A 13,686-nucleotide genomic window follows, 5' to 3' on the forward strand; every position below is an offset into this window, starting at 1 on the left:
GTGCCCGAGCTGAGGTCCCGCACCGTCACCCATGGCCGCAACATGGCCGGCGCCCGCGCGCTCATGCAGGCGTCCGGCGTAGCGCGCGAGGACTTCGGCAAGCCGATCATCGCGGTGGCCAACAGCTTCACGGAGTTCGTACCGGGCCACACCCACCTCCAGCCGGTCGGCCGCATCGTCAGCGAGGCGATCAAGGAGGCGGGCGGCATCGCGCGCGAGTTCAACACCATCGCGGTCGACGACGGCATCGCCATGGGCCACGGCGGGATGCTCTACTCCCTGCCGTCCCGCGACCTGATCGCCGACTCCGTCGAGTACATGGTCCAGGCGCACTGCGCCGACGCGCTGATCTGCATCTCCAACTGCGACAAGATCACGCCCGGGATGCTGATGGCCGCCATGCGGCTGAACATCCCCACCGTCTTCGTCTCCGGCGGCCCGATGGAGGCCGGCCGGGCCACCCTCGTGGACGGCACCGTCCGCAAACTCGACCTGGTCAACGCCATCTCGGACGCGGTCGACGAGAACGTCTCGGACGAGGACATCCTCCGCATCGAGCAGAACGCCTGCCCGACCTGCGGCTCCTGCTCCGGCATGTTCACCGCCAACTCCATGAACTGCCTCACCGAGGCCATCGGCCTCTCGCTGCCCGGCAACGGCTCGGTGCTGGCCACCCACACCGCCCGCCGCGCCCTGTACGAGAACGCCGGCCGCACGGTCGTGGAGATCACCAAGCGGTACTACGAGCAGGACGACACCACCGTCCTGCCGCGCGCCATCGGCGGCCGGGCCGCCTTCGAGAACGCCATGGCCCTGGACATCGCGATGGGCGGCTCCACCAACACGATCCTCCACCTGCTCGCCGCCGCCCAGGAGGCCGGTCTCGACTTCGACCTGGAGGACATCAACGAGGTCTCCCGCCGGGTCCCGTGCCTGGCCAAGGTCGCCCCGAACGTCGCGCCGGGCGGCACGTACTACATGGAGGACGTGCACCGGGCCGGCGGCATCCCCGCCCTCCTGGGCGAGCTCTACCGGGGCGGCCTGCTCAACGAGGACGTGCACAGCGTGCACAGCGCCTCGCTCGCCGACTGGCTCAAGACCTGGGACGTCCGCGGCGGCTCCCCGTCCCCCGAGGCCGTCGAGCTGTGGCACGCGGCCCCGGGCTGCGTCCGCTCCGCGACCGCCTTCTCCCAGTCCGAACGCTGGGAGACCCTCGACCTCGACGCCGCGGGCGGCTGCATCCGCGACCTGGAGCACGCGTACTCCAAGGACGGCGGCCTGGCGGTGCTCAAGGGCAACATCTCCGTGGACGGCTGCGTCGTGAAGACCGCGGGCGTGGACGAGTCCATCTGGACGTTCGAGGGCCCGGCCGTGGTCTGCGAATCCCAGGAAGAGGCCGTCGAGAAGATCCTCGGCAAGCAGGTCAAGGAGGGCGACGTGGTCGTCATCCGCTACGAGGGCCCCAAGGGCGGCCCGGGCATGCAGGAGATGCTCTACCCGACCTCCTTCCTCAAGGGCCGCGGCTTGGGCAAGGCGTGCGCCCTGGTCACCGACGGCCGGTTCTCTGGCGGCACCTCCGGCCTGTCCATCGGCCACGTCTCGCCCGAGGCGGCGTCCGGCGGCGCCATCGCGCTCGTCGAGGACGGCGACCGCATCCGCATCGACATCCCCAACCGCTCCATCGAACTCCTCGTCCCCGACGACGAACTGGCAGCCCGCCGCACCGCCCTGGGCGGCCGGTACGCCCCCAAGAACCGCGACCGCCAGATCTCCCAGGCCCTGCGCGCCTACGCGGCCATGGCCACCAGCGCGGACAAGGGCGCGGTACGGGATGTGAGCAAGCTGGGGTGATGAAACGGCCGGACCGGCTTGACGGTGAAGGGCGGGGCGCTCTGGGGGAGCGGCCCGCCCTTTGCTGTTGCCGGGGGTCGTTTGGTCTGGTCGGCACCCGCCCCCACCGGCGATCAGCCGCCAAACCGACGAAAGGGGACGTCCCGGGGTGCCCCCGCAGCGGACTGGGGCGCGGCGGCCCCGTCACAAGATGTCGTCGGGGAGGCGCAACTGCCGCGAGGAGGTACCCCGGGGCGGCCCCGACCTCGTACGAAAGAGAAGGCGTAGGCCCCACTAGGCGGCACTCGCCACTGACCCCGCCTCCCACGAAACAAAAGGCGCACAACCCACCGGGGGCCACCCGCGACAAGTCCTCAGCCCCACGAAACAAAAGGCGCAAGCCGCACCGAACCGCACCCGCAACAGACCTGACCCGTTCGGACAAAAGGCGCACCAGCCCCCGGCCCGCACCCAGCCGCCCTCCCGAAAGCCCCATCACCCCCGCATCCGGACGACCGGCGCCATCCCCCTCACCACCGCCCCGGATTCCCCGTCCGCACCGCGAAGACCGACCCGTCCGGAGCCGTCGCGTAGACCCGCCCCCGGCGTTCGTCCAGGACCGGGGCCGGGACCAGTTCCAGGTAGGTGTTGTGGCCACCTGGCAGCCGGGGCCGGGTCTGGCCGAGCAGCGCTCCGGCGCGGGTGTCGACGGCCAGCAGACGGCCGTCCCCGCCGGTGAAGTACAGCCGGTCGCCCCGTTCCGCCGCCACCGGCGCCGACACCTGGCTGACCGAGGTCTCCAGTTCCCAGGTCCGCTCTCCCACGGCCCGCAGCCCCCCGCCGTCACCCAGCAGGTAGACCGTCTCGCCGCGCACCACGGCCGCCGGGTTGTCGACGGGCGAGGTGAGCGGGATGCGGCGGGTGCGGCCGGTGGCCGGATCGAAGCGCAGCACGGCCCGTGTGCTGGTCTCCATGTCCGGGGCGGACACGGTGAAGTACACCGACCCCGACGCCCCCGTACCGGCGGGTGTCAGCGAGCCGGGCAGCCGCCGCTGCCACCGCACCGTTCCCCGTCGCGGGTCGAGGGCGGTGACGAAGGTGGTGGTGCCGTCGTCCGAGGGCATGGCGGCGTACGCGGTGCCGGGGTCCCCGTAGGAGGCGAACTGGCCCAGCGGCTGGCTGGGCACACGTTTGCGCCACAGTTGCCGGTGCGTGGCCCCGTCGAGCGCGGTGGTGGTGCCGTCCTCGGACGTCAGCAGCACCACGTCGCCGACGAAGCGCACCGCGCCGAAATACCGGGTCAGGTCCGTGCTCCACCGCGGCGCGCCCGCACCCCCGGCGGACGGGTCCAGCGCCTCCAGTCGGCTGCCGTCGGGGGAGAGGACGTACAGCAGGCCACCGGACAGGGCGAGCGGCCGGATCGCGTCGGCGTCCCCGGGCGGCTCCTTCTGCTTTCGCTGCCACACGACCCTGCCCTGTTCCGGGTCGATCCGGGCCGCCTGTATGCCGTGCCGGGCACAGAAGAGGGCGGGGGTCGCGCCCTTGTGGCCCTTGGCCGGGCCGCCCGCCCCAGGGGCGCCGTACGAGCAGACGGGCGGCGCGGCGGTGGGCCGTCCCGGTAGCGAGGGGAGGCGGATCAGCCAGGGGTGGAAGGTGGCCTCGGCGCTCGCCTGGCGGGTCTGCAGCGCGGGCCGGTCCTTCCGGTCCAGTACCGCGGCGCTCGCGGCGACACCCCCGCTGACCAGGACGGCGGTCACGGCGGTCCAGGTCGCCCACCGCCGCGCGCGGCGCCGCGGGCGGCCCGTGATGTCCCCGGATGCCGGGCGGCCGGGGCCGGAACCGGCGGACGCGGTGGCCGGGGACGCCTCCCGGCGCCGCGCCGCGGTCGCCGGGGGCCGGGCCCGGACGTGGGTGACCTCGGCCCGCGCCGCGTCCTCCCGGCGGCGAGGCCCGGTCGTGCCGTCGCCGCGGCGGCTCCCGGCCGTTTCCTCGCGCGCCCCGGGCGCGTCCTCGGACTCGGACGACGCGCCCTCAGGCCCCTCGCGACGGCCGTCCTCCCCGCCGTCGCGGTCCGCCGTCCCCCGCCCGGTCTCCGTCAGGAAGTCCGCGAACACCCCGCCGTGCACCTCGGTGGGCACGTCGACCTGCAACTGCCGCATCAGGGCGTCGGGCGTCGGCCGGTCGCCCGGTTCCTTGGCCAGGCAACTGCGGATCAACGGTGCCAGGCTCTCCGGTACGTCCTTGAGGTTGGCCTCGTCGTGCACGACTTGGTACGCGACCACGTACGGGCTGTCGGAGTCGAACGGCCCGCTCCCGGTCGCCGCGTGCACCAGCACCGACCCCAGCGCGAAGACGTCCGCGGCCGGGCCCACCTCGCGCGGGCGCTGGAACTGCTCGGGCGCCATGAACGGCGGCGTCCCGATCAACTTGCCCGTCTCCGTGCGCATCTCACTGTCGGACGGGCGCGAGATGCCGAAGTCGATGACCTTCGGCCCGTCGGCGGCCAGCAGCACGTTGCTCGGTTTCAGGTCACGGTGCACCACGCCCGCGCGGTGGATGTCGCGCAGCGCCTCGGCGAGGCCGGAGGCCAGCCGGCGGACCTCGTCCGGGGCCAGCGGCCCGTTCCGCTTGACGTGTTCGGAGAGCGTCGGGCCCGGGATGAAGAGGGTGGCCATCCACGGGCGCTCGCCGTCCGTGTCCGCGTCCACGACGGGCGCCGTGAACGCGCCGCTCACCCGCCGTGCCGCCGCCACCTCCTGACGGAACCGCGCCCTGAACTCCGGGTCCTGGGCGTACTCGCTGTGAATGACCTTCACGGCGAGCCGCAGCCCCGACGCCGAACGCGCCAGGTGGACCACGCCCATCCCCCCGGAGCCGAGCCGCGTCTCCAGGCGGTACTCACCGGCGTACTCAGGACCCTCCGCTTCCGGACTCAGCCCGGATTCCCACTGCGGCGGCATCGCTCCCACCCCCGTGTCTGTCGGCCGCGCACGGCGCGGCGAGCCTAGTCGATGGTACGTACGAGTGGGGCCCGGGCTTGCTAGCGTGCGGGGTGCGTCGCCTCGGCGCCGTGCGCGGGAAGCGGCCGTCCGGTCGTACGAGGGCGCCCGCGGACACGGGTCGCGCTCGTTTCCCCACACGTCGACGGCAACCATCGGGGGCCCCACGGACGTCCGCGCAGACGGACGGTCCGCACCCGGCCCGGCTCCACCCAACCCAGACGACGACACACGACGGGGGACACACAGTGACCACACAGAACGGACCGGACGTCGCCGCATCCGCCACGGACACCGCCGCCCCGGAGGCCGCGCTGCTGGAGGTGATGCCCCAAGGGGCCGTCGCCGCCGAGGCGGTCGCCCTGGCCGCCACCTCCTACCCGATCGTCCCCGGGTACCGCGTCAACGTCCGCCAGGGCCCGAGCACCAAGCACGGCGTCGTGCGCCAGCTCCCGTACAACGCCCGGGTCACCGTCCGCTGCCAGCGCTCCGGCGAGCGGGTCAGCGGTCCGCTGGGCACCTCCGACGTCTGGGACAACATCGGGCCCGGCCAGTACATCTCGGACACCTACGTCAAGACGGGCAGCAACGGCCCGGTGGCGCCGCGCTGCACGAGCTGACCTGGGACGCCCCCCGGGAACGCCGTCGGCGCCCGTCCGCCCGTCCGGACCGGTCCCGTCCCCGTACGCCGTCCTTCGACGCCGTACGGGGATAATCGACGGCATGAGCGAAGACCAGACGCCTTCGGAGGGCTCCCGGCCGGACGGCGGGCCCGTGGGCGCGCGGAGCGCGTCCGGGAGTGGTGCCGCTTCCGGAAGCGGTGCCGCGCGCGGGGGACCGGAACCGGCCGACATCCGGTTCTTCGGTACGACGTGGGTCGCGCACGACGGCGGGTACGGGCTGCGCCGGGCCGGCGTCGCCGTCGGCTCGCTGCTGCTCGCGGCGGCCGGGGCGGTGGTGCTGCGGGTCGCCTTCCAGGGGCTGGAGATCGCCGAGGTCGGCTCGTTCGTCAACGTCCTCATCGTGGCCGGGTTCGCGATCTGCAGCGCGCTGGCCTTCCGCCGCACCTGGGAGAACCTGACCCGGCCGGCGGGGGAGCGCGCCGCCGACCGCCCGACCGACAAGTCCTCGCAAAGCCTGCTGCTGATCGGTTTCATCGGCTCGCTGCTCGCCTACTTCTGCCGCAGCCTGGTCGAGGCCCCGGGCGAGAAGGTCCGCCGCGCCGAGTACGAGGCCGAACGGGAGCGCCACGAACGGCGCCGCAGCGCCCGCACGGGGAACCCGGCGGCCCGGAAGGCGGCGGCGTCCGGCGCCGGGGCGGCGAAGGCCACGACGGTCAAGAGCACCGGCGGAAGCAAGTCCAAGAAGCGACGCTGACCGGCAGCCTTCCCACTCCAAGAAGCGACGCTGACCGACGGCGGCTCCGATCCGGGAAGCGACGCTGACCGACGGCCGCTCCGATCCAGGAAGCGGCGCTGACCGGCAGCCGTTCCGCTCCAAGAAGCGACGCTGACCGACGGCGGCACTTCAGGCCGACCAGCAGCCGTCCCGCCAAAAACTCAGCGCCGCCCCGAGCCACTCCCCATAACTCCCCGCACTCCCCATCACTCGACCATCACTCCTCACCCCCCGTGTACTCCCAATCCGGCACCTCGTCCCCATACAGCCACACATCGAACAGCTCCGTCAGATCCTCGCCCGCCCGGTCCTGGCAGAAGGCGATGAAGTCCTTGGAGTCGGCGTTGGCGTGCCGGTGCTCGGACGGCCACTCCTTGAGGATGCGGAAGAACGTCTCGTCCCCGACCGCCTTGCGGAGCTGCTGGAGCACCATGGCCCCGCGGTCGTAGACGGGGTCGAGCGTGAGGTTCCGCGCGGTGCCGGGGTTTCCGGGCGGGAAGGCCCAGCGCGGCTCGTCCCCGTCCGAGTTGTAGACCTCCTCGAACGCCTTCTGGGCGGTCTTCCCGCCCGCGTCCTCCTCCCACAGCCACTCGGCGTACTTCGCGAACCCCTCGTTGAGCCAGATGTCCCGCCAGCTCTTGGGCGTGACGGAGTCCCCGAACCACTGGTGCGCCGTCTCGTGCACCAGAGTGGACAGCGTGGGGGCGCCGGCATACAGGGGCTTGGTCTGGGTCTCCAGGGCTTCCCAGCCGATCCGGTCCTGTGCCATGTGGTCGACGATCGCCCCGGCGGAGGAGAAGGGATAGCGGCCGAACCGCCGCTCGCCCCACTTCACCACGTCTCCCAGCCGGGCCAGCACCTTCTCGCTCCGCTTCTCCTCCGCCGGGTCCACGGCCACATACAGCGGCAGCCCGTCCCGCGCGTCCGAGGTCCTGACCGCGAACCGGCCGATGGTCGCGGTGACCAGGTAGCTCGCCATCGGCTCGCCGTTGTGCCACTCGAACGTCGTCCTGCCGTCCTCGTCCCGCGTCCCGCGCAGCTCCCCGTTGGCGACGGCGGTGTACCCCTTCGGGACGGTGACGCGGATGTCGTACGCGGCCTTGTCGGCCGGGTGGTTGTTGCCCGGGAACCAGCTCATCGAGCCCATCGGCTGCCCGGCGACGAACGCGCCGTCCGCCGTCCGCACCCACCCCTCGCGCGCCCCGTCCGCGTCCGTCATCTCCTGCGGACGCCCGCCGTACTCGACCTTCGTACGGAACTCCGTGCCCTTCTTCAGAGCGCTGCCGGGCCGGACGGTGAGCTTGTCCCCCTTGCGGGAGAAGGCGGCCTCCTCGTCGCCCACCCGGACGCCGGTCACCTTCAGCCCGCGCAGGTCGAGCTTGAAGGAGGCCAGGTCCTGGGTGGCCTTCGCGGTGATCTCGGCGGTGGCCTTCAGGTCGCCGCCGCGGACGTCGTAGTCGAGGTCGAGGCCGTAGTGGCGGACGTCGTAGCCGCTGTTGCCGAGCCCCGGGAAGAGGGGGTCGTGGAGGGTTCCGGCGCCGTCCGCCGCGTTGGTCACCTCGGTCTGCTGGGCGCTCGTGCACGAGGACAGCAGCAGGGCCACGGAGAGGGCGGCGGTCGCACCGCACGAGCGAAGGGGCCGGCGGTTCACGGGTCTCCTCAGGTCATAAGGGCGCGAGCCCCCTGACCTTACGGCGTCCCGTCGGCGCCGGCCCCTCGCTGCCGACGGCTTGTCACGGACCGTTACGCCAGGAACGAGCGCGGGGGTGACAAGAACGGTCACGATCAGCGCCAGTACGGGCCCGAACCGGCTCCATGCCGATCAGCGGGCTGCTCACCCCTTCTCCGGCGCCCCCAACAGCCGCACACCCCCGGATCCCTCCTCGTTCTCGCCCTCGGCGGACGGCTCCCCGGTGGCCTGCCCGCCGGGCGCGCGGTGCCCGGTGCCGCCGTTCCGGGCCGTCGCGGGCAGCCGCACCCGCCGCCGCTCCGCCCAGGTGGTGAGGGCGGCGGCGCAGGCGTGGTCGAGGTGGCGCAGCCCGGAGAGGTCGAGGAGGATCGCGCGGTCCTTGGGCAGCGCTTCGAGCTGGTCGAGGAGCTTCGGCAGGCGCAGGAAGGTCGCGTTCCCCAGGGCCCGGACGCGCAACGGGGCAGCCGGACCGCAGCCGTCACCGGAGCCGTCACGGGCATCGTCCTCGGTCTCCAGATGGACGTGCGAGGTCTCCCATGCGCTCTTGGCGACGGCCAGCAGCAGACCGATCAGGACGCCTTCGAACAGGTTGGTGACGATGATGGCGACGGCGGTGGTGGCCAGGACCACGGCCTCCCCCCGGTGCTCACGCCACAGCGGGACGAAGTCCTTCACCGGCAGCAGCTTCCACCCGGCGTGCACCAATACGCCCGCCAGCGCGGCCAGCGGCACGATGCCCAGCGCGGCCGGGAACGCGGCGGCGAACACCAGCAACCACACCCCGTGCACCACCCGCGACAGCTTCGTCCGCGCCCCCGCCTGCACGTTCGCCGCACTCCGGACGATCACCGCGGTCATCGGCAGCGCGCCCAAGACACCACACACCGCGTTGCCGGCGCCCTGCGCCATCAGCTCCTTGTCGTAATCCGTGCGCGGCCCGTCGTGCAGCCGGTCCACCGCCGCCGCGCTGAACAGCGACTCCGCCGACGCGATCAGGGCGAAGGCGGCGACGGTACCCAGCGCGCCGAGGACGACGCCCCCCTCGACGAGCCGCGCCAGGTCGTCACCGCCCGGCGGCTGGACGGCCGCCAGCAGGCCCTCGACCTCGACGCGGGCCACCGGCAGGTCCAGCACCGCCACCGCCGCGGTCGCCAGCGCCACCGCGGCCAGCGGCGCCGGCAGCGCCCGCGCGGCCCGCCGCCACTTCGGCCACAGCACCAGAACGGCGATGGTGCCCACGCCGACCGCGGCGGCGGCCGACGCGGCGTCGGAGGCGAGGGTGTCGGGGAGCAGCCGGGGCAGCCCGGCGAGGTTGGCGGGGCCGCCGCCGGGCGGGTCGGTGTCGGCCAGCGCGTAGAGCTGCCCGGCGATCAGGACGAGGCCGATGCCCGCGAGCATGCCCTGCACCACGGCCACCGAGACGGCCCGGAACCACCGGCCGAACCGCAGCGCCCCCATGGCGAGCTGCAGCAAGCCCGCGGCCAGCACCAGCGCCCCCAAAGCCCCGAGGCCGTACTCCTTGACGGCTTCGAAGACGAGCACCGTCAGCCCCGCCGCAGGCCCGCTGACCTGCAAGCTGCTGCCCGGCAACAGCCCCGTCAGCAGCCCGCCGACGATCCCGGTGACCAGCCCCGACTCGGCCGGCGCACCCGAGGCCACCGCGATCCCCACACACAAGGGGACGGCGACCAGGAAGACGACTATGGACGCGGTGATATCCGCGCGCCAATCCGACAGTTTCCGCATGAGGATGCCTCCAGCGCGTTGCGTACCGCCGGGACGCGCCCCGCGCGCCCCGAGTGGGGGGTGGATTGCTGGATCCTTCGAACCGCGTGGGCGTGGGGGGACGCCCAAGGGATCGGAACCGCGCGGGCGTGCGCGACGCCCGGACGGTGGCACCTCTCAGCAGCGGAAGACACCGTGCTTCAGGGGAAGTTCATCCGATCTGGTCAGGGGGGCGGCCCGCCGTCCGGCGAGCACGGCGGCGGCTTGCGGGACCGGGACGGTGGCCGCGACGTCCCGCTCGATCAGCGAGAGCGGACGTTCCGCGAGCGGCGAGGCGGCCGACCCGACGGCGCACCGCCCGCCGCGCCGCCCCCGCCCGCCGTACGCGATCCCGGACTCGGTGGCGTCCGCGCCGTCGAGCGCGTTACGGGCCACGGACGGGTCGGCCCCGCCGCGCTGCGGGACCGGATACGCGACGGCCGCGGCGGTCGGCCGGGCCACGTCGTACGGGCCGGTGGCGCCGCCAGGACGGACGAGGAGCACCGCGAGCACGGCCACGAACAGGACGATCGCCCGACGTGCACCCGAGGTGTTCCTCATCGGCCCGCCCCCTTCGGCGCGTCGGACGCTCACTTTCAGTCTGTCCAGCCGAACGTGGCCATGCACAAGTCAATGTGTAACCAGCACGTTAACCCTGACCCGGCCACGGGGAACGCTCACGTCCGATCACCCCGGCGGTCATCGCGGCCCACCCCGCGCCCGGCGCTCCTGCCGGCAAACGGGGCCCGTACATCCCCGTACCACCAGGTGAAACGCCCCCCGACGCACACCGCCCCAATGCGAGGATGACGAAACACCGCCCGCCCGAAACCGCCCCCCGCCCCCCGAAACCGACATCCCGAAACCGCCCCCCGAAACCGGCCGACCGAAAAAGACCAGCCGAACGCCCCCATCCGAAAATCGTCCGTCCCAAACCGGCCGTCCCAAACCGGCCGCTCCAAACCGACCGCCCCTCCTCCGACAACCGCAACCCGGCCCAGCCCGGCCCGGCTCCCGGCCCGCGCTGGCCCCACCGGCGAGGTGAACGCACCCATGACCCAGAAGGTCGCCGTACTCGGCACCGGCAAGATCGGCGAGGCGCTGCTCAGCGGCATGATCCGGGGAGGCTGGGCCCCCTCCGACCTCCTGGTCACCGCCCGGCGCCCGGAACGCGCCGAGCAGCTCCGCGAGCGCTACGGCGTCGAAGCGGTCGGCAACAAGGAAGCCGCCGCCTCCGCTGACACCCTCATCCTGACCGTCAAGCCCCAGGACATGGGGACCCTGCTGGACGAGCTGGCGCCGCACGTCCCGGCCGACCGCCTCGTCATCAGCGGCGCGGCGGGCGTCCCGACCGCCTTCTTCGAGGAACGGCTGCCCGGCGGCACCCCCGTCGTCCGCGTCATGACGAACACCCCGGCCCTGGTCGACGAGGCGATGTCCGTCATCTCCGCCGGCACCCACGCCACCGGCCGGCACCTGACCCGCGCCGAGGAGATCTTCGCGACGGTCGGCAAGACGCTGCGCGTCCCGGAGGCCCAGCAGGACGCCGCCACCGCGCTCTCCGGCTCCGGCCCGGCGTACTTCTACTTCCTCGTCGAGGCCATGACCGACGCCGGCATCCTCCTCGGCCTGCCCCGCGACAAGGCCCACGATCTGATCGTGCAGGCCGCCATAGGGGCCGCCGTGATGCTCCGGGACAGCGGCGAACACCCGGTCAAGCTCCGCGAGAACGTCACCTCACCGGCCGGCACGACGATCAACGCCATCCGCGAGCTGGAGAACCACGGCGTCCGCGCGGCCCTCATCGCCGCCCTGGAAGCCGCCCGCGACCGCAGCCGCGAACTCGCCTCCGGCAACGGCTGAGCCCCACGGAGCCCGGTGGCGGCCCTCGCCACCGGGCCCTCGTGCAACTCGACACGACCCGAAAACGAACGGTCGGCGGACGCCCCGACTCAAAACCGCCCGGTCACATAAGGTCCCCTCCTGCTCAAGGTCCCCTCCTACTCCACCCCCACGGCGGGCATCAGCCCCACCGCCCGGTATGCGGCATCGACCCGCGGCCGGGCCAGCGCCCGCGCCCGCTCGGCGCCCTCCCGGAGCACCGCGTCCACGTACCCGGGGTCGGCGGCCAGCCGCGCGTGCCGCTCCCGGACGGGCCGCAGCACTTCGACCACCGCCTCGGCCGTGTCCTTCTTCAGCGCCCCGTACGACGCGTACCGCTCGGCCAGCTTCTCCGGCAGCTCACCCGTACAGGCAGCCAGCACGTCCAGCAGGTTCGCCACCCCCGGCCGCTCCGCCCGGTCGTACACGACGTCCGACCCCCCGTCGGTCACCGCCCGCATCACTTTCTTCCGCACCACATCCGCCTCGTCCAGCAGATAGACGATCCCGGCCGTCCGGTCGTGTGACTTCCCCATCTTCGACGTCGGGTCCTGGAGGTCCATCACCCGCGCGGCGACCTTCGGAGGCGTGGCCTTCGGCACCACGAACGTCGGCCCGTACCGCTGGTTGAACCGCACGGCCAGATCCCGCGTCAGCTCGACGTGCTGCGTCTGGTCCTCCCCGACCGGCACCTCGTCGGCCCCGTACGCCAGGATGTCCGCCGCCATCAGCGCCGGATAGGTCAGCAGCGACAGCCGCACGCTTCCCCCGCGCGCCTGCTCCTTGTACTGGATCATGCGCCGCATCTCGCCGTCCGACGCCGTGCACTCCATCAGGTACGCCAGCCGCGTGTGCTCGTCCACATGGCTCTGCACGAACACCGTGCACAACTCGGGATCGAGCCCCACGGCCAGCAACAGCGTCGCCGCCTGCCGACTGAGCCGCCGCACCCGCGCCGGATCGTGCTCCACCGTCAGCGCGTGCAGATCCACCACACAGAACAGCGACTCCGCCCGGTGCTGGTCCTCCTCGGCCCACCGCCGCAGCGCCCCCAGGTAGTTCCCCAAGGTCAGGTGCCCCGTCGGCTTCACACCACTGAAGATCCGCGTCATCTCTCTCGTCTCCGCTTCTTCGCTCTGCCGGAGCCGCCGCACCCGCCGGCCGGTTACGAGAGGGAGATACGCGAACGGCCGCCGGAGGCGGCGGCCGTGTTCCTACGCGCGCTGAGGTCGGCCGCCGTCAGGCGGCCCACCACTTCTGTACGAGCGCACGCGATGTCATGCCACCCACCGTACGCCCTACAGAGCCCCCCGGCACAGGTTTGAAGCCGCCACACAGGTTTGAAGGGCCCCCAGCCGTCATGTACTGTTCTCCGAGTTGCCGCGGCGCCGACAGGTACCGAAGCAACGTTCACGCCGCACCGGCGGCACCCACTACCGCACGACTCCTGAACGGGATGAATTTCGGCATGCCGAAATTTTTTCCACCGGGCCGATTAGGCGCCGGACAGGAAATCCGCTAAAGTAGTGACCACGCCGGAAGGCGCGAAAAACCCGCCCATCGGGGCCGGAAACGGAAAGCGGAAACGCGAAACGGATCTGGTAAAGTGGAAACCGCGAGAAAGGCGGCCGAAAGGCAGCCCGGACCGCGAACCGGCAAAAATCAGGGCCGCGAGGATCTGATAGAGTCGGAAACGCAAGACCGAAGGGAAGCGCCCCGAGAACCCGGTGAGACGGGATCGAAGGAAGCGTCCGTTCCTTGAGAACTCAACAGCGTGCCAAAAGTCAACGCCAGATATGTTGATACCCCGTCCACTCGTGGACGAGGTTCCTTTGAAAAGTCCACCACGGCCCATGCGGTTGGGGTGGCACACACAGCGAGGACGCTGTGAACCAGCGGCTTATTCCGCTGCTGGTTCCGCTCTCGTGTGTGTTTCTCCCGAGTACGGGAAAACATTCACGGAGAGTTTGATCCTGGCTCAGGACGAACGCTGGCGGCGTGCTTAACACATGCAAGTCGAACGATGAAACCCTTCGGGGTGGATTAGTGGCGAACGGGTGAGTAACACGTGGGCAATCTGCCCTGCACTCTGGGACAAGCCCTGGAAACGGGGTCTAATACCGG

General features: G+C 72.1%; 9 protein-coding genes and 1 rRNA gene. 5 read left to right on the plus strand and 5 right to left on the minus strand.

Annotated features, from left to right (window positions below):
- Nucleotides 1–1,851, plus strand: coding sequence for a dihydroxy-acid dehydratase (ilvD, locus tag ABZX96_RS26280; protein ID WP_355549117.1), 1,851 nt, complete (start codon nt 1–3; stop codon nt 1,849–1,851).
- Nucleotides 1,852–2,360: 509 nt separating this feature from the next.
- Here ilvD and ABZX96_RS26285 read toward each other — a convergent pair.
- On the minus strand, nt 2,361–4,790 hold the full coding sequence (locus tag ABZX96_RS26285) for a PQQ-binding-like beta-propeller repeat protein (protein WP_355549119.1): 2,430 nt from the start codon (nt 4,788–4,790) through the stop codon (nt 2,361–2,363).
- A 365-nt stretch (nt 4,791–5,155) separates the two neighbouring features.
- Here ABZX96_RS26285 and ABZX96_RS26290 point away from each other — a divergent pair, with 365 nt between their 5' ends.
- On the plus strand, nt 5,156–5,449 hold the full coding sequence (locus tag ABZX96_RS26290) for an SH3 domain-containing protein (RefSeq protein WP_355549135.1): 294 nt from the start codon (nt 5,156–5,158) through the stop codon (nt 5,447–5,449).
- Between the two features lie 103 nt (nt 5,450–5,552).
- The gene (locus ABZX96_RS26295) at nt 5,553–6,206 is read left to right on the plus strand and encodes a hypothetical protein (protein ID WP_355549121.1); all 654 of its coding nucleotides are present in this window, start codon (nt 5,553–5,555) and stop codon (nt 6,204–6,206) included.
- A gap of 238 nt (nt 6,207–6,444) precedes the next feature.
- Here the strand turns inward: ABZX96_RS26295 and ABZX96_RS26300 are convergent, their stop codons facing one another.
- The 3 genes from ABZX96_RS26300 to ABZX96_RS26310 all read right to left on the minus strand — a co-directional run bounded on the left by ABZX96_RS26300 (nt 6,445) and on the right by ABZX96_RS26310 (nt 10,242).
- Complete coding sequence (locus tag ABZX96_RS26300) at nt 6,445–7,878, minus strand: M1 family metallopeptidase (RefSeq protein WP_355549123.1); 1,434 nt, start codon at nt 7,876–7,878, stop codon at nt 6,445–6,447.
- Between the two features lie 183 nt (nt 7,879–8,061).
- Complete coding sequence (locus tag ABZX96_RS26305; protein ID WP_355549125.1) at nt 8,062–9,663, minus strand: SulP family inorganic anion transporter; 1,602 nt, start codon at nt 9,661–9,663, stop codon at nt 8,062–8,064.
- Between the two features lie 156 nt (nt 9,664–9,819).
- Nucleotides 9,820–10,242, minus strand: coding sequence for a hypothetical protein (locus ABZX96_RS26310; RefSeq protein WP_355549126.1), 423 nt, complete (start codon nt 10,240–10,242; stop codon nt 9,820–9,822).
- A 492-nt stretch (nt 10,243–10,734) separates the two neighbouring features.
- Between ABZX96_RS26310 and proC the strand changes: the two genes are divergently transcribed.
- Nucleotides 10,735–11,544 (plus strand): pyrroline-5-carboxylate reductase, encoded by an 810-nt coding sequence (gene proC, locus ABZX96_RS26315; protein ID WP_355549128.1) that lies wholly within the window; start codon nt 10,735–10,737, stop codon nt 11,542–11,544.
- Nucleotides 11,545–11,681: 137 nt separating this feature from the next.
- On the opposite strand, the gene trpS is transcribed toward proC, so the two are convergent.
- On the minus strand, nt 11,682–12,674 hold the full coding sequence (gene trpS, locus ABZX96_RS26320; RefSeq protein WP_355549129.1) for a tryptophan--tRNA ligase: 993 nt from the start codon (nt 12,672–12,674) through the stop codon (nt 11,682–11,684).
- An 843-nt stretch (nt 12,675–13,517) separates the two neighbouring features.
- Here trpS and ABZX96_RS26325 point away from each other — a divergent pair.
- Nucleotides 13,518–13,686, plus strand: a 16S ribosomal RNA gene (locus tag ABZX96_RS26325); the annotation flags it as partial.

Origin of the sequence: Streptomyces sp. NPDC003077, assembly GCF_040611095.1 — a bacterium.
Classification (GTDB): Bacteria; Actinomycetota; Actinomycetes; order Streptomycetales; family Streptomycetaceae; genus Streptomyces.

What these genes read in the sequence shown, in the direction of transcription:
- ABZX96_RS26285 (WP_355549119.1), bottom strand. Translation starts at nt 4,790, where the DNA reads ATGCCGCCGCAGTGGGAATCCGGGCTGAGTCCGGAAGCGGAGGGTCCT.
- ABZX96_RS26290 (WP_355549135.1), top strand. Translation starts at nt 5,156, where the DNA reads ATGCCCCAAGGGGCCGTCGCCGCCGAGGCGGTCGCCCTGGCCGCCACC.
- ABZX96_RS26295 (WP_355549121.1), top strand. Translation starts at nt 5,553, where the DNA reads ATGAGCGAAGACCAGACGCCTTCGGAGGGCTCCCGGCCGGACGGCGGG.
- ABZX96_RS26305 (WP_355549125.1), bottom strand. Translation starts at nt 9,663, where the DNA reads ATGCGGAAACTGTCGGATTGGCGCGCGGATATCACCGCGTCCATAGTC.
- ABZX96_RS26310 (WP_355549126.1), bottom strand. Translation starts at nt 10,242, where the DNA reads ATGAGGAACACCTCGGGTGCACGTCGGGCGATCGTCCTGTTCGTGGCC.
- proC (WP_355549128.1), top strand. Translation starts at nt 10,735, where the DNA reads ATGACCCAGAAGGTCGCCGTACTCGGCACCGGCAAGATCGGCGAGGCG.
- trpS (WP_355549129.1), bottom strand. Translation starts at nt 12,674, where the DNA reads ATGACGCGGATCTTCAGTGGTGTGAAGCCGACGGGGCACCTGACCTTG.